Source organism: Pseudonocardia sp. TMWB2A (assembly GCF_017312135.1).
In genome coordinates this window covers 6,358,083-6,379,228 of the sequence record NZ_QKQY01000002.1, presented here as the reverse complement: position 1 = coordinate 6,379,228, position 21,146 = coordinate 6,358,083, and the positions used below count along the sequence as shown (strand labels likewise).

Here is a 21,146-nt window from a genome sequence, read left to right as displayed (position 1 = left end):
CACGCTAGTGCGTCGCCCGTGCGCGGACGCGCGGGCTCGGTGCCCTCGCGTCCGCGCCGGGGGACCTCAGAAGTCGAAGTCACCACCCATGTCCATGCCGCCGTCGTCGAAGCCGGGGTCCTCGGCCGCGGCCACGTCCTCACCGGCACCGGCGTCGTCGAACATCGCGCCGGCGATCGCCGTGCCGATGAACGCGCCCGCGACACCCGCGAGCAGCGATCCGGCGATCATCCCGCCCATGCCCGGGCCGCGGCCGCCGCCGAGCGAGCGCTCCATCGTGCCGGGGTTGCGCATCTCGGCGCGGGTCGCCATCCGCGCCAGCTCCTGCGGGTCGGTCGACCGCGCCCGCTCGGCCTCGGGGACCTGCGCGCCGACGTCGTTCAGCACCGCCTGCCGCTGCTCGGGGGTGAGCTTCGCGAAGGCCTCCGCGTGCGCCTGCTCCACCTGCTCCGGCGGGGCGGTGCGGAGCATGTAGCGGTAGCGCTCGATCGCCTGCTGGTCGGGATCCTGCTGCTGCGCCCGGCCGTAGCCGTGGTGGGGCGCGCCCCCAAAGCCCTGCTGCGGCTGTGCCTGCGCGCCTCCGGTGAGGCGCTCCTTGAGCTTGTCGAGCAGACCCATCTGCGGGTGTCCTCCTGCGTTCCGGGTGCGTTCCCGGTGGTGTGTCGGTAGGTGTCCGATCCGGACGGACCGGGCACACCGGTCGAACGCGTGACAACCGCGGCGAGTTCCCGCACCCACGCCGTCGCCGGATCGCCTACGGTCGGGGACCGTGACGACTGCGCCACCGCCGACGACCGTTCCCGCCCTCGCGCTCGGCGCCGTCGCCGGGAAGGGGCGCCCCGGGAGCTCGCGCATCGCCTGCCCGCTGCCCGACGGCGGCCTGCTCGACGTCGGATCGCTGGCCACCGCGCAGCGCGGCCCGTACCCGGACCTGCTGACCGCGCCCGACCTGACCCCGCTGCTCGACGCCGGTGCCCCGGCCTGGCGCGAGGTCGTCCAGTGGCTGCGCGGCTGGCGCGAGGACCACGAGCGGGCTGCCGCGCACCGCCTGCCCGACGAGGGACTGGTCCCGGTGCTGCCCTTCGCCGTCGCCGACTACGTCGACTTCTACGCCTGCGAGCAGCACGCACGGAACGCCGGACTGATCTTCCGTCCGGACGCCGAGGACCCGCTCACCCCGAACTGGCGGCGGATGCCGGTCGGGTACCACGGCCGCTCCGGCACGGTCCGAGTTACCGGCACCCCGGTCGCGCGTCCGTCGGGGCAGCGCGGGCCCGAGGACTTCGGTCCGTGCGCCAAGCTCGACTTCGAGGCCGAGCTCGGCTTCGTCCTCGGCGGGCCGGTCCCGGGCCCGGTCGGGATCGACGACGCCGCCGACCACGTCTTCGGCGTCGTGCTGCTCAACGACTGGTCCGCCCGCGACATCCAGTTCTTCGAGTCCCGCCCGCTCGGCCCGCACCTGGGCAAGTCGTTCGCGACGTCGATCTCGGCGTGGGTGACCCCGCTCGACGAGCTGTCCGCGGCCCGGGTCCCGCTGCCCGCGCACGACCCCGCGCCGCTGCCCTACCTCACCCCGGGCGAGCCCGCGCTCGGCCTGGACCTCGACCTCGCCGTGCACGTCAACGGCGAGCTGCTCGCGTCCCCGCCCGCGAGGGACCTGTACTGGTCCCCGGAGCAGATGGTGGCCCACCTGACGTGCAACGGCGCCGGGCTGCGCGCCGGTGACCTGCTCGGCTCGGGCACGGTCTCCGGCCCGGAGCGCAGCGGGTTCGGCTCGATGCTGGAGCTGTCCTGGAACGGCCGCGACCCGGTCGTGCTCGCCGGTGGCGCCTCGCGCACCTGGCTGGAGGACGGCGACGAGGTCGTGATGACCGCGACCGCGCCCGCCCGCGACGGCGGCCGGGTCGCCCTCGGCGAGGTCCGCGGCCGGATCCGCGGCGCCTGACCGCCGGCGCCGGCGGGTGCTCAGGGGCGCAGCGGCATCAGCGGCTCGGGGTCGCCGAGCGCGTTCAGGATCAGCGCCGGCACCTCCTGCTTGCCGCTGCCGTCGACGGCGATGACCACGTAGACGGTGCGGCAGTCGCAGGTGACGATGCGTTCGCCCGCGTCGTCGAGGGCGCGGACCTGGAAGTCGAGCGCGAAGCTGGTCCGGCCGATCCGCGCCGTCGACACCGCGACGACGACGTCCTCGCCCCATCCGACCCCGGCCCGCCAGTCGAGCTCGGTGTGGACGAGCTGGACGTCGTAGCCGGCGTCGAGCATCGCCCGGTAGGTGAGGCCGCGGGACTCGAGGAACTCGGTCATCGCCTCGTCGAACCAGGCCAGGTACCAGGCGTTGAAGACGACGCCCTGGGCGTCGACCTCGTGGTAGCGCACCCGGACCGGGAACTCGAAGCTCGCCATGGGCCGATGCTACGACTCACCCGGCCGGGCTCACCCCTCGTGCCGGTCGGAGCCCCCGGAGGAGTCGACGCGCTCCCGGATGGCCCGGTTGACCGCCCGCCCGAACGCCGCGACGACACCCTGCACGGTGATCGGCTTGAGCCGGGAGAAGGCGGCGGCGAGCCGTCGTCGCTCGTCGGCGGGGCGGCCGCGGTCCCGGTAGGGCTGCAGGACCTCGTCCTGGAACAGCGTCATCAGGTCCTCGGCGAGCGCGGCGGTGTGCCGCTCGATGAGGTCGTGCGAACGCTTCCACAGCTCGGGGGGCAGGCCGGAGTCCAGTGCCTCCAGCGCGGAGCCGAGCGCGACCGCCCCGTGCAGCCGGACGGTCGCCGGGCCGTCGCCGGGCAGCCGGGTCAGGGCACCGAGCCGTTCGAGGGTGGTGACGTCGTCGTCGGACAGGCGGCGGCCGGCGCGCCGGTCGAGCCCGGCCCGGTCCAGCTCCTCGTCGACCTCGGGCAGCCAGGGCGTGAGCAGCGCGCGCTGCAGGGCCAGCTCCTCCGGCGTGGTCTCCAGCGGCACCCGTTCCAGCTGCCGTTCGATCGCGGCGAGGGTGAAGCCCAGCCCGGTGAGCTCGCCGATCAGCTCCAGCCGGGCGCGGTGCGCGGCGTCGTAGAGACCCGTGCGGCCGCGCAGCCGGGGCGCCGGGATGAGTCCCTTGCTCGCGTAGAAGCGGATGGTGCGCACCGACATCCCGGTCCGCTCGGCGAGCTGGTCGACGGTGAGGAGATCCCCGTCGTCGGGGGTCGGGCTCCCCGCGGAGCTGTCGATGGCGGCGGACATGGCGAGCAGGTTACGGGTCGTCCGCTCGATATGACAGTGCCGGTGTGACATCATCCGTGTCACATGGACCCCGGTCCGTCTTGACCCATGTGACAGCGCTGCTGTAACAAAAGCTACCAGTAAGTAGGGGCAGTGCCGCCTGTACCGCCCCGGTGTCGACCACCCCACGAGAGGTTCGGATGAGCGAGATTCCCGAGGCCTACATCTACGACGCGATCCGTACACCGCGCGGACGGGGCAAGGCCTCCGGTTCGCTGCACGAGGTCAAGCCGATCTCGCTGGTGACCGGGCTGATCGACGCGGTCCGCGAGCGTCACCCGGACCTGGACACCAACACCATCGACGACCTCGTGCTCGGCGTCGTCTCGCCGATCGGCGACCAGGGCGGCGACATCGCCAAGACCGCCGCGATCGCGTCCGGGCTGCCCGACACCGTCGCCGGTGTGCAGCTCAACCGCTTCTGCGCCTCCGGCCTGGAGGCCGTGAACACCGCCGCGCAGAAGGTCCGCTCCGGCATGGAGGAGCTCGTCCTCGCCGGTGGCGTCGAGGGCATGAGCCGGGTGCCGATGGGCTCCGACGGCGGCGCCTGGGCGATGGACCCCGACACCGCGTACACCACCGGCTTCGTGCCCCAGGGCATCGGCGCCGACCTCATCGCGACGCTCGAGGGCTGGTCCCGCACCGACGTCGACACCTTCGCCGTCGAGTCGCAGACCCGCGCCGCCAAGGCGTGGGCCGACGGCCGCTTCGCGAACTCGGTCATCCCGGTCAAGGACCGCAACGGCCTGACCGTCCTCGACCGTGACGAGCACATCCGTGCCGGCGCGACCGTCGAGGCGCTCGGCGGGCTCAAGCCGTCCTTCGAGATGATGGGCCGCGACGGCGGGTTCGACGCCGTGGCGCTGCAGAAGTACCACTGGGTCGAGAAGATCGACCACGTCCACCACGCGGGCAACAGCTCCGGCATCGTCGACGGTGCCGCGCTCACCCTGATCGGCACCGAGGCCGCGGGCAAGGCCAACGGCCTGACCCCGCGTGCCCGCATCGTCGCCACCGCGCTGTCCGGCGCCGACCCGACGATCATGCTGACCGGTCCGGCGCCCGCCGCCCGCAAGGCGCTGGCCAAGGCCGGGCTGTCGGTCGGCGACATCGACCTGTTCGAGATCAACGAGGCCTTCGCGGCCGTCGCCCTGCGCTTCATGCGCGACATGGACATCTCGCACGAGATCACCAACGTCAACGGCGGCGCCATCGCGATGGGCCACCCGCTCGGCGCCACCGGCGCGATGATCATCGGCACCCTCGTCGACGAGCTGGAGCGCCGTGACCTGCGCCGCGGTCTGGCCACGCTGTGCGTGGGCGGCGGCATGGGCATCGCCACCATCGTCGAGCGCGTCTGAATCCCGGAAGGACTGAACAAGCAGTGAGTGAGCAGAAGGCCGTCCGCTGGGAGAAGGACAGCGACGGCATCGCCGTCGTCACCCTCGACGACCCCGCCAGCAGCGCCAACACCATGAACGACGCCTACCGCGAGGCCATGCGGGAGGTCGTCGACGACCTGGAGAAGAACAAGGACGACATCGTCGGTGTCGTCATCACCTCGGCGAAGAAGACCTTCTTCGCCGGCGGGAACCTGGAGCAGCTCTCGGCCGCCGGCCCGGACGACGCCGGGAAGATCTTCGAGCTGGTCACCGAGGTCAAGGCCCAGCTGCGCAAGCTGGAGACCTTCGGCCGCCCGGTCGCGTCCGCGCTGGTCGGCACCGCGCTGGGCGGTGGCCTGGAGATCGCGCTCGCCACCCACCACCGGGTCGGCGTCGACGCGAAGGGCGTCGTCTACGGCCTGCCCGAGGTGAGCCTGGGCCTGCTGCCCGGCGGCGGCGGCGTCACCCGCGTCACCCGCATGCTGGGCATCGCCAACGGCTTCATGAACGTCCTCGCGCAGGGCCAGCGGCACAAGCCGGCCAAGGCGCTCGAGCTCGGCCTGATCGACGAGCTCGCGGCCACCCGCGAGGAGGCCTTCGACAAGGCCCGCGCCTGGGTGCTCGCCAACCCCGAGCACACCACCCAGCCCTGGGACCAGCCGAAGTACCGGATCCCCGGCGGCACGCCGTCGAGCCCGTCGCTGGCCTCGATCCTCCCGGCGTTCCCGGCGAACCTGCGCAAGCAGCTCAAGGGCGCGCCGATGCCGGCCCCGCGCAACATCCTCGCGGCGGCCGTCGAGGGCAGCCAGGTCGACTTCGAGACCGCGCAGAAGATCGAGGGCCGCTACTTCGCGGAGCTCGTGACCGGCCAGGTCTCGAAGAACATGACCAAGGCGTTCTTCTTCGACCTCAACGCCATCAACGGCGGCAAGTCCCGCCCGGACGGCCCCGCGAAGTGGCAGCCGACCAAGGTCGCCGTGCTCGGCGCCGGGATGATGGGCGCGGGCATCGCCTACGTCTGCTCCCTCGCCGGCTGGGACGTCGTCCTCAAGGACGTCTCGAAGGAGGCCGCCGAGAAGGGCAAGGCCTACTCGCAGGGTCTCGTCGAGAAGGGCGTCAAGCGCGGGAAGACCACGCAGGAGAAGGGCGACGCGCTGCTCGGTCGCATCCTGCCGACCGACGACTACGCCGACCTCGCCGGCTGCGACGTCGTCATCGAGGCCGTCTTCGAGTCCGTCGAGCTGAAGCAGGAGGTGTTCCGCGAGGCCGCGAAGTACATCAACTCCGACGCGCTCCTGTGCTCGAACACCTCGACGCTGCCCATCACCGAGCTGGCCAAGGGCGTCGACCGCCCGGACGACTTCATCGGTCTGCACTTCTTCTCGCCGGTCGACAAGATGCCGCTGGTCGAGATCATCAAGGGTGAGCGAACGAACGACGAGGCCCTGGCCAAGGCGTTCGACCTGACGCTGGGGATCAGGAAGACCCCGATCGTCGTCAACGACTCCCGCGGCTTCTTCACCAGCCGCGTGATCGGCACCTTCATCAACGAGGGCGTCGCGATGATCGCCGAGGGCATCGACCCGCAGACGATCGAGCAGGCGTCGTCGCAGGCCGGGTACCCGGCCCCGGTGCTGCAGCTGATGGACGAGCTGACCCTCACGCTGCCGCGCAAGATCCGCGAGGAGACGAAGAAGGGCGTCGAGGCCGCCGGTGGCACCTGGACCCCGCACCCGTCCGACCCGGTGATCGACCGGCTCGTCGACGAGTTCGACCGCAAGGGCAAGAGCACCGGCGCCGGGTTCTACGACTACGCCGACGGCAAGCGCACCGGCCTCTGGCCCGGCCTGCGCGAGCAGTTCGGCGCGACGAACCACGACGTCGACCTGCACGAGCTGTCCGAGCGGATGCTCATCATCGAGTCGATCGAGACCGTGAAGTGCGTCGACGAGGGTGTGCTGACCACCGTCGCCGACGCGAACATCGGCTCGATCTTCGGCATCGGCTTCCCGGCCTGGACCGGCGGTGTGCTGCAGTACATCGAGGGCTACCCCGGTGGCCCGGCCGGCTTCGTGGCCCGCGCCGACGAGCTGAAGGCGAAGTACGGCGAGCGCTTCGAGGTCCCGCAGTCGCTGCGTGACCGCGCGGCGAAGGGGGAGTCGGCCACCGCGGCCGCCTGATCCCGCCCGACACGGACCCCCGCCGGCCCCTGGCCGGCGGGGGTCCGTGCGTTCCGGCTCCGTTCAGCGGGGCACGGTGGGCTGCAGCGTCGCCTCGACCAGCGCCTCGGTCCGGATGTGGGTCCCCTCCTGGTAGCCGGGGTCGCGGACCATCTCGGAGAACGCCCGCCGGCTCGGGTAGGACACCAGGAGCACCGCGTCCCACTCCTGGCCCGGCTCGGCGACGACCGGTGCCAGCCCGCGCCCGAAGTAGACGACCTCGGCGCCGAACCGGGCGGCGGTGGCCCGGAAGTGGGTGACGTAGTCGTCGTAGCGGGCCTCGCCGCCCTCGGCGAAGCGGAGCAGGTTCAGCATCACGATCGGCTGGTCGGGGTCCTCGGCGAGGAAGGCCTTCATGTCCGCGCCGGTCGGGTTCACTGCCATCGGCCGAGTCTAGGGTCGGTCGGCGGGGGAGAGCCCCGGACGACGACGGAAGGAGCCCGGGACATGATCCGCAACGTGGTGGTCGGCCGGCTGAAGGACGACGTGGCCCCGGCCGATATCGAGAAGGGGCTGCAGGCGCTGCGCGACCTGCGGATCGAGGGCCTCGACCTCGACCTGAAGGCCGGCCTGGACCTGGGGCTGCGCGAGGGCAACGCGCACTTCGTGCTCACCCTCGACCTGCCCGACGAGGAGTCCTACCGCGTCTACGACGCCGACGACGAGCACAACCGGATCCGCCGCGAGCTGTTCGCCCCGCTCTGCTCGTCGATCGAGCGGATCCAGTTCCGCCTGCCCTGACCGGGGAGGAACCGGACCAACAGGACGGACGCGCCCATCAGGCACCATGGTGTGCGTGACGCAGTGGGTGTTCGACATCGTGGACCGGCTCGGCGCCGCCGGCATCGGGTTGCTGATCTTCCTGGAGAACGTGATCCCGCCGATCCCGTCGGAGGTGATCCTCCCGCTGGGTGGCTTCCGCGCCTCGACCGGCGCGATGAGCCCGGTCGGCGTCTGGGCGGCGGCCACGATGGGTGCCGTCGCCGGTGCACTGGTGCTCTACGCGCTGGGGCACTGGCTCGGCTACGAGCGGGTGCACCGGCTCTGCGGCCGCCGCTGGTTCGTCGTCTCCAGCCAGAAGGACCTGGAGAAGGGGCTCGCGCTGTTCGAGCGCTGGGGGAACTGGTTCGTCCTCGGCGGGCGCTGCATCCCGATCGTGCGCAGCCTCATCTCGATCCCGGCCGGGATCGCCCGGATGCCGCTGCTGCGGTTCACCGCGCTGTCCGCGCTCGGCAGCGGCGTGTGGAACGCGTTGTTCGTCTACCTCGGGTTCGTGCTCGGCGAGCGCTGGGAGGTCATCGAGGTCTACATGTCGCCGATCAGCAAGGTCGTCGCCGTGCTCGGTGCGGCGGTGATCGTGTGGCTGGTCGTGCGGAAGCTCCGGCAGCGCCGCCACCGCGACGCCGGGGTGTCGACCGGGACCGGCTGAACGCGCCGAGCCGACGCCCGGCTGCGCCGGGCGGGTGATCACGACAGCCCTGCGTACCGGTCCCGCCACGGGCCGTACCGCCGTGCCACCGCCGGGCCGTGGGCCCGCGCCGCTGTGCGAACCTGATCGTCACGCACGGGCGGCGACGAGCGGTGGAGGTGGTCGGGTGCGCCTGGTCGGGATCCACCACACCCACCCGTCGGGGGCGGTCGCCCTGCGCGGTGCCGACCTCGACGTCGACCCGGCCGTGCCGACCGTCGTGCGGGGAGGCAACGGCGCGGGCAAGTCCACCCTGCTGCGGATCGCCGCCGGTGCGCTCGCCCCGACCGCGGGCGTGGTCGAGGACGTCCCTGAGGTCGTCGGCTACCTGCCCGACCGGTTCCCGGCCGCCCGCAAGCTGACCCCGCGACGCTGGCTCGACCACATCGCCCGGGTGCGCGGCGTCGACATCGACGACGCCGCCGACCGCGCCGAGGTGCTGCTGACCGAGCTCGGGTACGACGGCGACGACGACGAGCCGATGGCCGACCTGTCCACCGGCAACGCCCGCAAGGTCGGGCTGGTGCAGGCGCTGGCCTGCGAGCCCGGTGTGCTCGTGCTCGACGAACCCTGGAACGGTCTCGACGACGACGCCGCGGACGCCCTGACCCGGCTGCTCACCGCCCGCGCCGCCCCGACCCTGCTGACCGACCACACCGGTACCGCGGCCGGTCTGCCCGGCGCCCGTCTGCACCGGCTGCGCGAGGGCCGGATCGCGACCGCCTCCGATCCGGACTCCGTGCCGTTGCCGACCGCTCCGCCGCCCGGGGCGATGATGCGCCTGGACATGGCCTGTGCGGGAGACCCCCGCCCGCTGCTGGAACGGGTGCTGCCACCGGCCCGCGTCGAGGGCGCGGCGCCGGGCCGGTTCACCGTGCGGGTCCCCGCCCCCGAGAGCGACGCCTGGCTGGCGGCCGCGCTCGCCGCGGGCTGCGCGGTCCGCTCGGTGCGGCCGGTCCGCCCGGCTCCCCGGGAGGGCGGCCGGTGAGGCGGCGGGTGCGCTCGGCGTTCGCCGTGGCGATGCTGCTGGGCGAGGACGTCGGCCGCACCGAACGCTTCGTCGCGCCGCTGGTGCTCTACGCCGGCGCCCTCGCCGTGCTGTTCGGCGGCGCGCCCGGCCCGCTGCCCGCGCCGTGGGCGGCCAGCGCGCTGTTGCTCTACCCGGTCGGGGCCTGGCTGGCGCACGCGCTTGCCGAGTCCGAGGACGACGACGCCCGCACCGTCACCCTGTCCGCCGCGGGCGGCCCCTGGCCGGTCGCGGCCGGCGTGCTGATCGCCGCGACGGCGGGCGTGGCGCTGCTCGGGCTGCTCGCCGTGGTGTGGGGCGTGGTCGCGGCCTGGGGCACGGCGACGACCGGGAGCCTGCTCGACGGGCTGCTCGCCCACCTGGCCTGCGGGATCACCGGCGCCGCGGTGGGGTCGGTGTTCTCCCGGCCGGTGGTCCGCAACGAGGGTGTCGCGCTGATCGGTGCCCTGGTCGTGCTCGTGGTGACCGGGACGCAGTCGTGGCTGCCGCCGGTCGGGACCGCGGCCGCGGCCCTGGGGAGCGGACGGCTCGGGGTGGGCCCGTTCGGCGACCTGGTCGTCGCGCTGCTGGTGGCGGTGGCGGCGACGGCGCTGGTGGTCCGGGTCGAGCAGGGCGGCGGGCTGCGCGAGCTGGGCGCACGTCTCGGCCGGCTCGCCGGCCGCCTGCGCCGCTGACCCCGTCCCACCCGACCGTCCCGCCCTGGCCGGCCCCGTTCACGGGCCGGTCAGCGGACCAGGCCCGCGACCCGGCCCAGGCGCTCGACGGTGCCGGCGAACAGGGCGTCGCGGGCGTCGACGGCGTTGTCGAACTGGCCGAACAGCTCGAAGGAGAGGTGCCCGAACAGGCCGGTCCACGCGGTGAGGGCGGCGAGCACGGCCCCGTCGGACAAGTCAGGGAGGTCCAGCGCGGCGCGGACGCGGGCGGCGTCGGCGGCGAGCGCGGGGTCCGGGGCGGGCGCCTCGGGGAGGGTGCCCGCGGCGTGCGCGGCGCCCAGGGCGCGGGCGAGCGGCTCCAGGACGCGTGCCGCGGCAGGGACGGTGTCGGTCGGCGCGCGGTATCCGGGCACGGGGGAGCCGTAGATCAACGCGTACTCGTGCGGACGGGCCAGCGCCCAGCCGCGCACGGCGTGCGCGACGGCCCGCCAGTGCTCCGCCGGGCCGGTGCCGGGATCGGCCGCGGCGAGGGCGTCGGCGAGCCCGTCGTAGCTCTGCACGATCAGGGCGGTGAGCAGGTCGTCGCGGGTGGGGAAGTAGCGGTGCAGCGCCGAGGACACCATTCCGATCTCGCGGGACACCGCACGCATGGACAACGCGGCCGCGCCGGTCTCGGCCAGCTGCCGCCGGGCTGCCGCGGTGATCTCGGCGACGAGCTCGGCGCGGGCCCGCTCGCGGGCGGTGCGGGAGGCGTTCACGCGGCCACGGTAGAGCATCGGTCTGTTCCCCGAGCGCTGAGCTGATCGAAGAGCGGTGATCTCGTTCGGTGGCCGTCGCCCCGGTGGGTCTCCGCTGCCGTCAGTCCGGCAGTGCCACCCCGACCAGCGCCGGGAGCGCGGTGCGACCCGACGCCGTGAGGCGCACGGACCGCCGGTCGCGGCCGCGTTCGACCCAGCCGCGGTCGAACAGGGCCCGGCACAGCACCGCGCCCGCCGTCCCCGCGAGGTGGTGGCGGCGCTCGGTCCAGTCCAGGCACGCCCGCACCACCGGGCGGCCGCGGCGGGTGAGCGCATCCGGTCCGGCGAGCCCGTCGAACCACAGCCGCCCGGCGGGTGTGAGGGCGAGGCCGTCGCCGGTCGCGAGCAGGTCGTCGGCGACGAGCCCGTCGAAGAGCGCGACACCCAGGGTGCCTGCAAGGTGGTCGTAGCAGGTCCGGGCGGTGGCGAGCCTGGCCGCGGCGCGCGAGGCCCGCAGCGTCGGGGCCGCCGGGGCGGGCGCGGTGCCCGCGGCGAGCGTCTCGATCGTGCGCGCGACGTCCGGTCCGCCGAGTCGCAGGTAGCGGTGCCGGCCCTGCCGCTCGGCGACGAGCAGGCCCGCGTCGACCAGCCGGTCCAGATGGGCCGACGCCGTCGACGGGGCGACGCCGGCGTGCCGGGCCAGCTCGCCCGCGGTCCAGGCGCGACCGTCGATCAGCGCGAGGCAGAACGCGGCCCGGGTCCGGTCCGCGAGCAGCGCGGCCCGGGCGGCGAGGGCGGCCGGGTCGATCGGGCCCCCGGAGCCGCGGACGCCGCCCGTGCCGGGAGCGCCGGTCACCGAGTGCCCCGGTCCCCGCCGGACCCCGGCACCCCGCCTGCCGCGACCCGGCTCTCCCGCACCGGTCGCCCCCGGTGGCGGGACAGCGCCACCCCTGTCAGCGCGAGCACCCCGCCGAGCAGCGCCAGCGGTGGCGGCAGCTCCCCGAGCACCGGCCACGCCATGAGGACCACCAGCGTCGGGACGAGGTAGGTGGTGACGCCGAGCCGCCCCGCGTCGGTCCGCGACAGGGCGTACGCCCAGGTCCCGAACGCGAGCGCCGTCGGCACCAGCCCGAGGTAGACCATCCCGGCGACCTCCGGTCCGGACGCCGTGCCGAGGGCGTCGGCCAGGTCCCCGGCCCACGGCAGGGTGGTGATCGCGCCGACCACGCAGGAGACCTGGGTGACCTGCACCGCGGGCAGGCGCCGGAGCACGGGCTTCTGGGTGAGCACCCCGATCGTCCAGGTCGCGGCGGCCAGGAGGCACAGCAGTGCGCCCACGGGACCCCCGGCGCCGGCCGGACCGGCGCCCGATGTGGCGAACCCGATCAGCACCGCGCCGGCGAACCCGATCCCGGCGCCCGCGAGCAGCGGGCGCGGGAAGCCCTCCCGCAGCACGACGCCGGCGGACAGCGCGATGAGGATCGGTCCGACGTTCACCAGCATCGCCGCGGTCCCGGCGTCGAGACGTTCCTCCGCCGCGTTGAGCGCGACGTTGTACACCGCGAACCAGCTCACCCCGCACACCACCATCAGCAGCCACTCCCGCGCGGTCGGCCGGACCCAGGACCGCGACGCCAGCACCGCGAGCGTGAGCGCCGCCCCGCCGACCACCAGTCGTCCGAGCGCGAGCGCGCCGGCGCCGAACGCGGGGCCGACCGCCCGGATCGCCACGAACGCCGACGCCCACGCCAGCACGGTCACCCCGGCCGCCGCGGCGACCCGCATCCCTGTTCCCGTCACGGGAGGCGACGCTAGGCGCCCGACGTTTCGGTGTGCACCGAATTCAGCTGCGGTAGTACGGCGACGTCGCCGCGAGGGTCGCCTCCCAGTCCGGCATCGGCGCCCCGGCCAGAACCGCGGCGAGCCGGTCGAGGTACCAGTGCCAGCCCGGGCCGGCGTCGGCCGGGGAGAACCCGTCGGGCAGTACCTGCTCGAACACGAGCACGGTGCCCCCGCCCTCCGGGGTGAGCGTCACCGACAGCTCCCACGGCTCGCCGTCGCCCTCCCGGATGTCGACGACCAGCCGGTGCGGGGGATCGCAGTCCCGGACGAGCACGGTGGACGGGGCGCCGCCGCCGTCCTCGTCGCTGGTCAGGACGAGCTCGACGGTGCCGCCGGGTCGCCCGTCGCCGCTCCACCGCCCGAACCACCGCGCGCAGCGGTCCGGGTCGGTGACTGCCGACCAGACGTCGGCGACGGGTTCGTCGTGGACGCGGCGGAACCGCAGCACGGCACGCCCGTCGGTGCCGCGGACCACCTCCCCGGCACGGCCTCCGGTATCGGTCACGGGTTCCTCCTCGATCCACGGGCCAGTTCGGTGTCGAGCGCGTCGAACCGGTGCGCCCAGAAGCCGCGCAGCCCGGCCAGCCACTGCTCGGCCGCAGCAGGCCCGGACGGGTCGACCGCGTAGAGCCGCCGGGTCCCCTCCGCGCGGACGGTGGCGAACCCGTTGTCCCGCAGCACACGCAGGTGCCGGGAGACGGCCGGCTGCGAGATCCCGAACTCGGTGCGGACGACCTCGGTCACCCGCCCTGCCGTCCGCTCGCCGCCGGCGAGGAGCTCCAGGATGCGCCGCCGGACGGGGTCGCCCAGCACGTCGAACGCTTCCACAACCCCGAGCTTATATAACTTGGAACGGAAATAGTAGGCCTCTGGACGGATCGGTTCGTCGCCGCTATGGTTCATTACATGAGTAACGAACCACTACACTACGGCACCGGGAGGTCGCCGTGATCGACGACGGACGCCCGCTGTTCGCACAGATCGCGGAGGACATCGCGTCCGCCGTCGTGGACGGGACCTATCCGGAGGAGACCCAGGTGCCGTCCAGCAACGAGCTCGCCGCCTTCCACCGGATCAACCCGGCCACCGCGGCGAAGGGTCTCAACCAGCTGGTCGCGCAGGGCGTGCTCTACAAGAGACGGGGGATCGGCATGTTCGTCGCCGAGGGGGCACGGTCCCGGCTGCTGGAGAGCCGTCGCGAGGACTTCGCCCGGCAGTACATCGCTCCGCTGGTCACCGAGGCCCGCAAGCTCGGCATCGACCCCGAGCAGCTCAAGAAGATGATCGACGTCTGGGGGGACGACCGATGAGCACCGACGTGATCGCCATGCACGGCGTCACGAAGCGCTACGGCGACGTGACCGCGCTCGACGACGTGACGTTCGCGCTGGAGGAGAACCGCATCCACGGGCTGCTCGGCCGCAACGGCGCCGGCAAGACCACCGCGATGCAGATCCTCACCGCACAGAACTTCGCGACCTCCGGGCGCGCCGAGATCTTCGGTGAGCAGCCCTACGAGAACGCCCGGGTGCTCGCCCGTACCTGCTTCATCCGCGAGTCGCTGAAGTACCCGGACGAGTACCGGGTCCACCACGCGCTCCGGGCCGCCGCGAGCGTGTACCCGCAGTGGGACCAGGCCTTCGCCGACCGGCTCGTCGGGGAGTTCGGGCTGCCGCTCACCCGGATCTGCAAGAAGCTCTCCCGCGGCCAGCAGTCCGCGGTCGGGGTGATCATCGGACTGGCCTCGCGGGCCCCGCTGACCTTCTTCGACGAGCCCTACCTGGGCCTCGACGCCGTCGCCCGGCAGATGTTCTACGACCACCTGCTCGCCGACTTCGCCGAGCACCCGCGCACCGTCGTGCTCTCGACGCACCTGATCGACGAGGTCTCCGACCTGATCGAGCACGTCGTCCTGATCGACCGGGGCCGCGTGCTCATCGACGAGGAGGCCGAGGCGCTGCGCGGCCGGGCCGTCACCGTCTCCGGGCCCGCCGAGTCGGTCGAGCGGTTCGCCCGCGGCCACACCGAGCTGCACCGGGAGCGCCTCGGCGGCTTCCTGCGCGTCACCCTCTCCGGGGTCGCGCCGACCCGCACCGGCCCCACCGAGCCGAACCTGCAGTTCGAGCCGGTCTCGCTGCAGCAGCTCGTCGTCCGTACGACCCAGCACAGCGCGGCGCCGGGCGCCGGCGTCGCCGAGGAGGTCCTGTCATGACCGCCGTCACCGCCGACCGCAGCCCGGTCGATGCCGCGCCCGCCCGGGTGCGCGCCGCGATCCGGATGGGCACGGTCAACTGGGGCCGCCGGTTCGGGATGGCCTGGCTGATCCTCGGGGTCGTCTTCGTGCTGCACCAGACCGTGTGGTGGGTGGTGCGCAGCAACGGCGGCGACGAGCCGACCGGCTACACCGGCGCGCTGACCTCGTTCTTCTTCATCCTGGCCAGCACCTACCTCGCGCTGATGACCCAGGTGATGCCGTTCGCGCTGAGCCTGGGCATCACGCGACGGCACTTCTACCTCGGCACCGTCCTGCTGGTGGCCGCCGAGACCCTGGTCAGCGCGATCGGGCTCAGCGTGCTGCTGGCCGTCGAGCGGGCCACCGACGGCTGGGGCCTGCGGGTCGAGTTCTTCGAGATGGGCTTCATGGGCCAGTCGAACCCGGTCGCCCAGGTGCTGGCGTACTGGGTGCCGCTGCTGACGCTCTCGCTGGTGTTCGTGCTCTTCGGCGCGGTGTTCCGGCGCTGGGGACAGCTCGGGATCTGGGCCGCTGTCCTGGTGCCCGTGCTGGTGGTCGCGGCCGGGGTGATGCTCCTGACCTGGCAGGACGCCTGGGGGGCGTTCGGCCGGTTCTTCGTCGAGACGCCGACGCTGGCGCTGCTCGCCGGCTATCCGCTGATCCTCGCCGCGGTCGCGGCGGGGGCCGGGTACCTGGTGCTGCGCCGCGCGACTCCCTGACGGAGGACCCGGCGGGGCCCGGCACCCTCGTGGGGGGTGGTGCCGCGCCCTCAGCCGTCCAGCACGAGATCGGCCCGTTCCGGTGCGCCACCGGAGCGGGCCAGCTCCTGTTCGGCGCGCCGCCAGCCGTCGCGGTACGGGGCGTAGCCCGGCCAGTCCGCCCGTCGGTGCAGCCGCCGCTCCCGCTCGTCCGCCGACGCCTCCACCCAGATCGCCAGCGAGGTCACCGGCGCCAGTGCGGCCGCGCCGCTCCCGCACCCCTCCAGTACGACGACGGTCGCCGGCGCCAGCGTGCGTTCCGGTCCCGGCCGGTCGTGCACCCAGTCCCACGACGTCCAGCGCAGCGTCGTACCGGCCGCCAGCGGGTCACCGATCCCGCGCCGGGCCAGCGCCGGGACCCGGGGCAGCCCGTCCCAGCCGGGGCACAGGTCCTCGATCTCGAGCAGCGGGGCCCCGAGCCGGTCGGCGAGCTCGCGGGCCCGGGTGGACTTCCCGGCCCCGGAGAACCCGTCCACGGTGACCAGGCGGTTCCCGGCGGGCCCGGCGGGGGCGGCGTGCACGAGCCGGGCGACCGTGTCGGTCCAGTCCCGGTCCGCGACCGTCCTCACGGCCGGACGACCACCTTGACCTGCGACGCGTCGGGGGACAGGGCGTCGCCGACGTGGTCGAGGTCGACGTGCCCGGTCACCAGCCGGTCCAGGTCCACCGCGCCCGACGCGGCCAGGCGCACCGCCGTGGGCCAGGTGTTGGCGTAGCGGAAGGTGCCGGTCAGGGTGATCTCGCGCGACTGCAGCATCGACACCGGCAGCGTCATCTCGTCGGCACCCATCCCGACGAGCACCGCGGCGCCGCCCGGCCGGACCGCGGGCAGCCCGCCCAGCACCGCGGCCGGCACCCCGGAGCAGTCGACGAAGGCGTCCACACGGGACACGTCGGCGCCCGGTGCGACGACGTCGGTCGCGCCGAACTCGCGGGCCAGTGCGGCGCGCGCCGGGTCCGGGTCGCTGACGACGACCTCGGCGGCGCCCTGCACCGCCGCCACCTGCGCGACGAGCAGCCCGATCGGCCCCGCCCCGGCGACGAGCACCCGCGACCCGACCCCGGTGCCCGCCCTGTGGTTCGCCCACAGCGCGACCGACAGCGGTTCGAGCAGCGCGGCGGCGTCGTCGGAGACGTGCTCGGGGACGGGGTGGGCGAAGTCGTCGGCGATCGTCACGTACTCGGCGAACGCGCCGTCGACCGGCGGGGTCGCGAAGAACACCATGTCCGGGCACAGGTTGTAGGCGCCGGTGTGGCAGTACCGGCAGCGGCGGCAGGGCACGCCCGGCTCCAGCGAGACACGCTCGCCGATCCGCCCCGCGTCGACGCCCTCCCCGACGCCGACGATCCGCCCGGACGGCTCGTGCCCGAGCACCATCGGCTCGCGCAGCACGAAGTCGCCGATCCGGCCGTGCCGGAAGTAGTGCACGTCGGAGCCGCAGGTGCCGACCGCCGCCACCCGCACCAGCACCTCCCGGGGGCCGGGCCGGGGGACCGGTCGCTGCTGCACCTCCAGCTCACCGGCGGCACGCAGCACGCTGCACCGCATCGACTCCGGCACCTCGGCGATCGTCGTCACGGGCACGACGGTGGCACGCGCGGCCGGGCCGGGCAACGCGGTGCGCCGACCGCGCCGGACGTACCGGTGCGCGCACGGTCGATCATTCCGGCGGACGTCGTCCGCCCCCGGGAGGTCCGCCGGTGGTGTACTGCTCCGCGACGAGAGGGAGGACCGGCCGCCCCGCGGGCGGCCGGCGACGAGAAGGACGCCCATGGGCTCGGCCATCGAACGACCGGCGGTCACCGGCTTCCACCACGTGTCGGCGGCCGTGACCGACGTGGAGTCCAGTGCGCTCTGGTACCAGCGTGTCCTCGGGCTGCAACGGCTGCCGATGACCTTCCCGCACCACGACGCCGCCGACGGCTCGTCGGAGAAGGCGGCGCTGCTCCTCGACGTCGTGACCGGGGTGATGATCGAGCTGCACGCCCCGGCCGACGGCGACGGCGGCGGCCCCCGCGGCGCGCTCGACCACCTGGCGTTCGGCGTCGCCGACCGCGCGACCCTCGACGCCTGGGCCGCCTGGCTGGACAGCCTCACGGTGCCGCACGGCGGCGTCGTCGACCGGACCGACCCGACCGGCTACGCGACGCTGGAGTTCCGCGACCCGGACGGCATCGCGCTGGAGTTCATCCACTTCCCCGGCCGCGGTTAGGCGACCGGTGCCGGGGCCACGGCGGCCCGGCGGGCGCGGAGCACGCCCCAGCCGACCAGGGCGGCCGCGAGCACGGTGAGCGCCGCCCCGGCGACGACGGTCCCGGTCCGGAACTGCCCGGTCTGCTCCGGGCTCCAGCCCGCGGCGGCGAGCGGCCCGGTGAACAGCGCGGCCAGCGCGGTCCCGGCGACGGCGACCCCGATCCCGGAGGTGATCTCGGAGGCGGTGTCGACCAGCGCGACGCCGATCGTGGTGCGTTCCTCGGGGAGGCCCCGCAGCACGTTGGTGGCGGCGACGACGCCGACCACCCGCAGCCCGGCCGCGGTGAGGGCGAGCGCGGCGGCGATCCCGGGGTAGCCGAGGGTGCCGACGCCGGTGTAGACGGCCAGCCCGGCGACGATCGCGACCGCGCCCACCCACGAGGCCCGGGTGAACCCGAACCGCCGCACGAACGGGGTGACCAGCGCGCCGCCCGCGAGCAGGACGACCACCTGCGGCAGCATCCCGAGCGAGGCCGCCGCGGGGCTCCACCCCAGGTCGAGCTGCAGCTGCAGGGTCACCAGGTAGCCGAGCCCGGCGATCGCCAGGCCGGCCGCGGCCTTGAAGGCCAGCCCGCTCGACACCAGCGGGTGGGCGACGAGCGCCAGGTCGAGCAGCGGGTGGCGGGCGGTGCGCTCGCGCAGCACGAACAGCACCGCGGCGAGGACGGCGACGACGCCCGCGGCCCACGGCAGCGCCGAGCCGGAGCCGTGCTCGACGAACAGGGTGGGGGTGAGCAGCGCGGACACGATCGTCGTCGTGCCCAGGGCGGCGCCGGCGAGGTCGAGCGGCACCCGGTGCAGCGACGCCGGGTCGTCGGCGGCGATGCCGCGCCCGATCCCGACGATCGCCAGCAGCGCGATCGGCACGTTGACCAGCAGCAGCACCTGCCACGGGGCGACCGCGAGGACGAGCCCGCCGACCGTCGGGCCGATCGCGAGGCCGACGATCCCGACGGTCGAGATGAGGTTGATCGCGCGGACGCGCAGGTCGTCGTCGCGGAACAGGCGGAACGCCAGCGCCATCGAGCCGGGGGTGGTCATCGCGGCGGCGACGCCCGTCGCCACCCGGACGGCGATCAGCTCGCCCGCGGTGGTGACGAACGCGGTCGCGAGGCTCGACGCGGCGAGCAGGACCAGGCCGACGAGCATGACGCGACGCCGGCCGACCCGGTCCGAGAGCGCGCCAAGGGCCAGCATCAGCCCGCCGAAGACCACGGAGTAGGCGCCGGTGACCCACTGCAGGTCGGTGGCCGAGGCGTGCAGGTCGCGCCCGATCGTCGGCAGCGCGACGTTCAGGACGGAGTTGTCCAGCATCTCGAACAGGAAGACGGCGGACAGGCCGGTCAGGGCGGGCCAGGCCGCCCGGAGCGACCCGGGGGACGCGGTGGACGTGGGCTCGTGCACGGTGGGTTCCTCCCTCCGACGGTGGTGGGTCGGCGTGGCCCACGACGAGTAAGTTAACTGACTAAGTTTAGTCGGTCAAGAGAGGTGGTCGGGATGCCCAGGACGGGACCGCGCGGCGGGCCGCGGACACGTGCGCGGATCGCGGAGGTCGCGGGCCGGTTGTTCCATGAGCGCGGGTTCGACGCGGTGACCGTCGCCGAGGTCGCGCGGGAGGCCGGGGTCTCGAGCGTGACCGTCTACAACCATTTCCCGCGCAAGGAGGACCTGTTCCTCGACCGCACCGACGAGGCGGCCGAGCTGCTGCGCGCGGCGGTCCGCGACCGGCCCGGGGGCGACGACGTGCCGGCCGGCCTGCGGCGCGCCGTCGACGACCTGGTCGAGGCCGGGCACCCGCTGGCGGGCACCGACCCGCGCTCGCTGCCCTTCTACCGGGCGGTCGCGACGTCGCCGTCGCTGCTGGCCCGGGCGCGCGAGATCGGCACCGAGCTGGAGGGTGTCCTCGCCGCCGAGATCGCCGCGGACGGGACGTTCGACGGCGACGGCGACCTGCTCGCCGCGCTGTTCGTCGGCGGCTACGCGGCGGTCCTCGCCGGGACCGCGCGACGGCTGCTGGCCGGCGAGGAGCGCGACGTCGTGCTGGCCGACCACCGGGCCCGGTTCGGCACGCTGGCCGAGGTGCTCCGGCGGGGCTTCGCCTAGCGGGGGTCCACGCAGACCAGGCCCCACGGCCGGTCGTCGACCCGGGTCATCACCACGGTGGCGTGCCGCGACCCGCGGCCGCGCAGCTTCCGGGCGATCGCCTCGACGTCACCGGCCAGGCCGCGGCGCCGCACGTCGACCGCGCCGACGTCGAGGTCGCGCAGCAGCCGGGGCAGCCGCTTCTGGTCCCACGGGCGGGAGTCGAGCACCCGCAGCGGCCGCGCGAACGGCGTGGCCGGGGGCTCGTCGTCGCCGGTCAGGAAGGCGATCCGCGGGTCGATCCGGGCGGTGCCGGTGGCCCGGGCCAGGGCGGAGACCAGCCCGGCCCGGGTGACGGCCGGGTTCGGGTCGAGCAGCCAGGCGCCCGGTTCGCCGACCGCGATCCCGGTGTCCCCGTCCGGCGGGTCCGGCTCGCCGTGCAGGTCGTGCACACCGTCGTCGTCGACGACGGTGGCGCGCGTGCGGGCGCCGGCCAGCGCGGGGGACCAGGCGCAGGCCTCCTTCAGCTCGCGCCCGAGCGCGAGGAACTCGATCTCCCAGGCCGGCGGGACGGTGTCGTGGTCGATCCCCGGTGCCGCCTTGATCCCGACCGCGCCGACCCGCCGCTCCAGCTCCAGGCACCAGTCCAGCGGCGGCTCGGACTCGCCGGTCCGCATCCGGCCGCCGCCGGTGCGCCGGGCCGGGTCGACGAACACGCCGTCGGCGCCGGACAGGTCGGCGTCGCGCACGTCGCACCGCACCGTCCGGGCCGAGCCGCCGTGCACGGCCGCGTTGCGGTAGGCCATCCACAGGTGCACCGGATCCAGGTCGACGCCGGTGACGTCGTGGCCCGCCGCGACCAGCGAGACCAGGTCGCCGCCGATCCCGCAGCACAGGTCGACGACCGCGCGCCCGGTGAAGCGGGCGGCCCGGTGCCGCGCGATCACCTCCGACGACGCCTGCTCCAGCCCGTCGCGCGTGAACCACATCCGGGCCGCCCGTGCGAACTTGCGGGCGGCCCGGTCCCGCAGCCCGGCCTGGGCCATGGCGTCGGCGACCAGCCCGGCGTCGTGCTCGCGGCGCAGCGCGGTCCCCAGCCGGAGCGCGGCGTCACCGTCCCGGTCGGCGACGGCGAGCCGGTCCAGCAGCGCCGTCCCCTCCGGCCCGGCGAGCCGCTCCAGCCGGGCGATCGGATCGTCGTCCACGACGACAGTGTCCACGGCGCCGTCC

25 protein-coding genes are annotated in these 21,146 nt (G+C 74.4%); 12 read left to right on the top strand and 13 right to left on the bottom strand.

The features are described from left to right. Positions 1 to 66: 66 nt before the first annotated feature. Positions 67 to 618, bottom strand: coding sequence for a hypothetical protein (locus DMP17_RS44460; protein ID WP_337832629.1), 552 nt, complete (start codon positions 616 to 618; stop codon positions 67 to 69). Positions 619 to 769: 151 nt separating this feature from the next. Between DMP17_RS44460 and DMP17_RS44455 the strand changes: the two genes are divergently transcribed. Then, complete coding sequence (locus DMP17_RS44455; protein WP_337832628.1) at positions 770 to 1,945, top strand: fumarylacetoacetate hydrolase family protein; 1,176 nt, start codon at positions 770 to 772, stop codon at positions 1,943 to 1,945. A 20-nt stretch (positions 1,946 to 1,965) separates the two neighbouring features. Here the strand turns inward: DMP17_RS44455 and DMP17_RS44450 are convergent, their stop codons facing one another. Beyond that, positions 1,966 to 2,403, bottom strand: coding sequence for an acyl-CoA thioesterase (locus DMP17_RS44450; RefSeq protein WP_073577845.1), 438 nt, complete (start codon positions 2,401 to 2,403; stop codon positions 1,966 to 1,968). Positions 2,404 to 2,433: 30 nt separating this feature from the next. Beyond that, a complete protein-coding gene (locus DMP17_RS44445; protein WP_226354979.1) occupies positions 2,434 to 3,222 on the bottom strand; it encodes a MerR family transcriptional regulator in 789 nt (262 codons plus the stop codon). A gap of 179 nt (positions 3,223 to 3,401) precedes the next feature. Between DMP17_RS44445 and DMP17_RS44440 the strand changes: the two genes are divergently transcribed. Beyond that, entirely contained in the window at positions 3,402 to 4,622 is a 1,221-nt protein-coding gene (locus DMP17_RS44440; RefSeq protein WP_226354980.1) for an acetyl-CoA C-acetyltransferase, read from the top strand. Positions 4,623 to 4,645: 23 nt separating this feature from the next. After that, positions 4,646 to 6,823 carry a 3-hydroxyacyl-CoA dehydrogenase NAD-binding domain-containing protein gene (locus DMP17_RS44435; RefSeq protein ID WP_337832627.1) on the top strand — a complete coding sequence of 726 codons (2,178 nt, stop codon included), beginning with the start codon at positions 4,646 to 4,648 and terminating at the stop codon, positions 6,821 to 6,823. A 63-nt stretch (positions 6,824 to 6,886) separates the two neighbouring features. Here DMP17_RS44435 and DMP17_RS44430 read toward each other — a convergent pair whose 3' ends face one another. After that, positions 6,887 to 7,246, bottom strand: a complete 360-nt coding sequence (locus DMP17_RS44430; RefSeq protein WP_337832626.1) for a DUF1330 domain-containing protein — start codon at positions 7,244 to 7,246, stop codon at positions 6,887 to 6,889. Between the two features lie 63 nt (positions 7,247 to 7,309). Here DMP17_RS44430 and DMP17_RS44425 point away from each other — a divergent pair, with 63 nt between their 5' ends. The 4 genes from DMP17_RS44425 to DMP17_RS44410 all read left to right on the top strand — a co-directional run bounded on the left by DMP17_RS44425 (position 7,310) and on the right by DMP17_RS44410 (position 10,031). Then, complete coding sequence (locus DMP17_RS44425) at positions 7,310 to 7,603, top strand: Dabb family protein (protein ID WP_226354983.1); 294 nt, start codon at positions 7,310 to 7,312, stop codon at positions 7,601 to 7,603. A 55-nt stretch (positions 7,604 to 7,658) separates the two neighbouring features. After that, a complete protein-coding gene (locus tag DMP17_RS44420; protein WP_226354984.1) occupies positions 7,659 to 8,291 on the top strand; it encodes a DedA family protein in 633 nt (210 codons plus the stop codon). Positions 8,292 to 8,457: 166 nt separating this feature from the next. Continuing rightward, positions 8,458 to 9,318, top strand: a complete 861-nt coding sequence (locus DMP17_RS44415) for an ATP-binding cassette domain-containing protein (RefSeq protein WP_337832625.1) — start codon at positions 8,458 to 8,460, stop codon at positions 9,316 to 9,318. Beyond that, a complete protein-coding gene (locus DMP17_RS44410) occupies positions 9,315 to 10,031 on the top strand; it encodes a hypothetical protein (RefSeq protein WP_226364600.1) in 717 nt (238 codons plus the stop codon). The genes DMP17_RS44415 and DMP17_RS44410 overlap by 4 nt, the downstream gene beginning before the upstream one ends. Before the next feature lie 50 nt (positions 10,032 to 10,081). On the opposite strand, the gene DMP17_RS44405 is transcribed toward DMP17_RS44410, so the two are convergent. The 5 genes from DMP17_RS44405 to DMP17_RS44385 form a co-directional block, all read right to left on the bottom strand. Then, positions 10,082 to 10,768 carry a TetR/AcrR family transcriptional regulator gene (locus tag DMP17_RS44405; protein WP_226364599.1) on the bottom strand — a complete coding sequence of 229 codons (687 nt, stop codon included), beginning with the start codon at positions 10,766 to 10,768 and terminating at the stop codon, positions 10,082 to 10,084. Positions 10,769 to 10,868: 100 nt separating this feature from the next. Next, complete coding sequence (locus tag DMP17_RS44400; RefSeq protein ID WP_337832624.1) at positions 10,869 to 11,603, bottom strand: ArsR/SmtB family transcription factor; 735 nt, start codon at positions 11,601 to 11,603, stop codon at positions 10,869 to 10,871. Then, positions 11,600 to 12,547 (bottom strand): DMT family transporter, encoded by a 948-nt coding sequence (locus DMP17_RS44395; protein ID WP_337832623.1) that lies wholly within the window; start codon positions 12,545 to 12,547, stop codon positions 11,600 to 11,602. The genes DMP17_RS44400 and DMP17_RS44395 overlap by 4 nt, the downstream gene beginning before the upstream one ends. A gap of 43 nt (positions 12,548 to 12,590) precedes the next feature. Continuing rightward, positions 12,591 to 13,094, bottom strand: a complete 504-nt coding sequence (locus DMP17_RS44390; RefSeq protein WP_226354990.1) for an SRPBCC family protein — start codon at positions 13,092 to 13,094, stop codon at positions 12,591 to 12,593. Continuing rightward, positions 13,091 to 13,417, bottom strand: coding sequence for an ArsR/SmtB family transcription factor (locus tag DMP17_RS44385; RefSeq protein ID WP_226364596.1), 327 nt, complete (start codon positions 13,415 to 13,417; stop codon positions 13,091 to 13,093). Before DMP17_RS44385 ends, DMP17_RS44390 begins: the two co-directional genes overlap by 4 nt. 122 nt (positions 13,418 to 13,539) lie before the next feature. Between DMP17_RS44385 and DMP17_RS44380 the strand changes: the two genes are divergently transcribed. The 3 genes from DMP17_RS44380 to DMP17_RS44370 are packed head-to-tail and all read left to right on the top strand — an operon-like array spanning position 13,540 to position 15,541. Then, positions 13,540 to 13,899, top strand: coding sequence for a GntR family transcriptional regulator (locus tag DMP17_RS44380; RefSeq protein WP_226364760.1), 360 nt, complete (start codon positions 13,540 to 13,542; stop codon positions 13,897 to 13,899). Next, positions 13,896 to 14,801: an ABC transporter ATP-binding protein gene (locus tag DMP17_RS44375; protein ID WP_226354992.1), complete on the top strand. Its 906-nt coding sequence runs from the start codon at positions 13,896 to 13,898 to the stop codon at positions 14,799 to 14,801. The genes DMP17_RS44380 and DMP17_RS44375 overlap by 4 nt, the downstream gene beginning before the upstream one ends. After that, complete coding sequence (locus tag DMP17_RS44370) at positions 14,798 to 15,541, top strand: hypothetical protein (RefSeq protein WP_226354993.1); 744 nt, start codon at positions 14,798 to 14,800, stop codon at positions 15,539 to 15,541. The genes DMP17_RS44375 and DMP17_RS44370 overlap by 4 nt, the downstream gene beginning before the upstream one ends. Positions 15,542 to 15,591: 50 nt before the next feature. Here DMP17_RS44370 and DMP17_RS44365 read toward each other — a convergent pair whose 3' ends face one another. Both DMP17_RS44365 and DMP17_RS44360 read right to left on the bottom strand, forming a co-directional pair. After that, a complete protein-coding gene (locus tag DMP17_RS44365) occupies positions 15,592 to 16,149 on the bottom strand; it encodes a hypothetical protein (RefSeq protein ID WP_226364595.1) in 558 nt (185 codons plus the stop codon). After that, positions 16,146 to 17,159 (bottom strand): NAD(P)-dependent alcohol dehydrogenase, encoded by a 1,014-nt coding sequence (locus tag DMP17_RS44360; RefSeq protein WP_226354995.1) that lies wholly within the window; start codon positions 17,157 to 17,159, stop codon positions 16,146 to 16,148. The genes DMP17_RS44365 and DMP17_RS44360 overlap by 4 nt, the downstream gene beginning before the upstream one ends. 193 nt (positions 17,160 to 17,352) lie before the next feature. On the opposite strand from DMP17_RS44360, the gene DMP17_RS44355 reads away from it, so the two are divergent. Next, positions 17,353 to 17,793, top strand: a complete 441-nt coding sequence (locus DMP17_RS44355) for a VOC family protein (protein ID WP_062399945.1) — start codon at positions 17,353 to 17,355, stop codon at positions 17,791 to 17,793. On the opposite strand, the gene DMP17_RS44350 is transcribed toward DMP17_RS44355, so the two are convergent. After that, entirely contained in the window at positions 17,790 to 19,238 is a 1,449-nt protein-coding gene (locus tag DMP17_RS44350; protein ID WP_337832622.1) for an MFS transporter, read from the bottom strand. The two genes, DMP17_RS44355 and DMP17_RS44350, sit on opposite strands and share 4 nt — an antisense overlap. A gap of 93 nt (positions 19,239 to 19,331) precedes the next feature. Here DMP17_RS44350 and DMP17_RS44345 point away from each other — a divergent pair, with 93 nt between their 5' ends. Further along, entirely contained in the window at positions 19,332 to 19,937 is a 606-nt protein-coding gene (locus tag DMP17_RS44345; protein ID WP_226354997.1) for a TetR/AcrR family transcriptional regulator, read from the top strand. Here DMP17_RS44345 and DMP17_RS44340 read toward each other — a convergent pair. Next, positions 19,934 to 21,121 (bottom strand): class I SAM-dependent methyltransferase, encoded by a 1,188-nt coding sequence (locus DMP17_RS44340; protein WP_337832621.1) that lies wholly within the window; start codon positions 21,119 to 21,121, stop codon positions 19,934 to 19,936. The two genes, DMP17_RS44345 and DMP17_RS44340, sit on opposite strands and share 4 nt — an antisense overlap. Positions 21,122 to 21,146 lie beyond the last annotated feature (25 nt).

Excerpts from the sequence above, each read along its gene's own strand:
- DMP17_RS44460 (WP_337832629.1), bottom strand. The coding sequence starts at position 618 with ATGGGTCTGCTCGACAAGCTCAAGGAGCGCCTCACCGGAGGCGCGCAG.
- DMP17_RS44450 (WP_073577845.1), bottom strand. The coding sequence starts at position 2,403 with ATGGCGAGCTTCGAGTTCCCGGTCCGGGTGCGCTACCACGAGGTCGAC.
- DMP17_RS44445 (WP_226354979.1), bottom strand. The coding sequence starts at position 3,222 with ATGTCCGCCGCCATCGACAGCTCCGCGGGGAGCCCGACCCCCGACGAC.
- DMP17_RS44440 (WP_226354980.1), top strand. The coding sequence starts at position 3,402 with ATGAGCGAGATTCCCGAGGCCTACATCTACGACGCGATCCGTACACCG.
- DMP17_RS44430 (WP_337832626.1), bottom strand. The coding sequence starts at position 7,246 with ATGGCAGTGAACCCGACCGGCGCGGACATGAAGGCCTTCCTCGCCGAG.
- DMP17_RS44425 (WP_226354983.1), top strand. The coding sequence starts at position 7,310 with ATGATCCGCAACGTGGTGGTCGGCCGGCTGAAGGACGACGTGGCCCCG.
- DMP17_RS44375 (WP_226354992.1), top strand. The coding sequence starts at position 13,896 with ATGAGCACCGACGTGATCGCCATGCACGGCGTCACGAAGCGCTACGGC.
- DMP17_RS44370 (WP_226354993.1), top strand. The coding sequence starts at position 14,798 with ATGACCGCCGTCACCGCCGACCGCAGCCCGGTCGATGCCGCGCCCGCC.
- DMP17_RS44355 (WP_062399945.1), top strand. The coding sequence starts at position 17,353 with ATGGGCTCGGCCATCGAACGACCGGCGGTCACCGGCTTCCACCACGTG.
- DMP17_RS44345 (WP_226354997.1), top strand. The coding sequence starts at position 19,332 with ATGCCCAGGACGGGACCGCGCGGCGGGCCGCGGACACGTGCGCGGATC.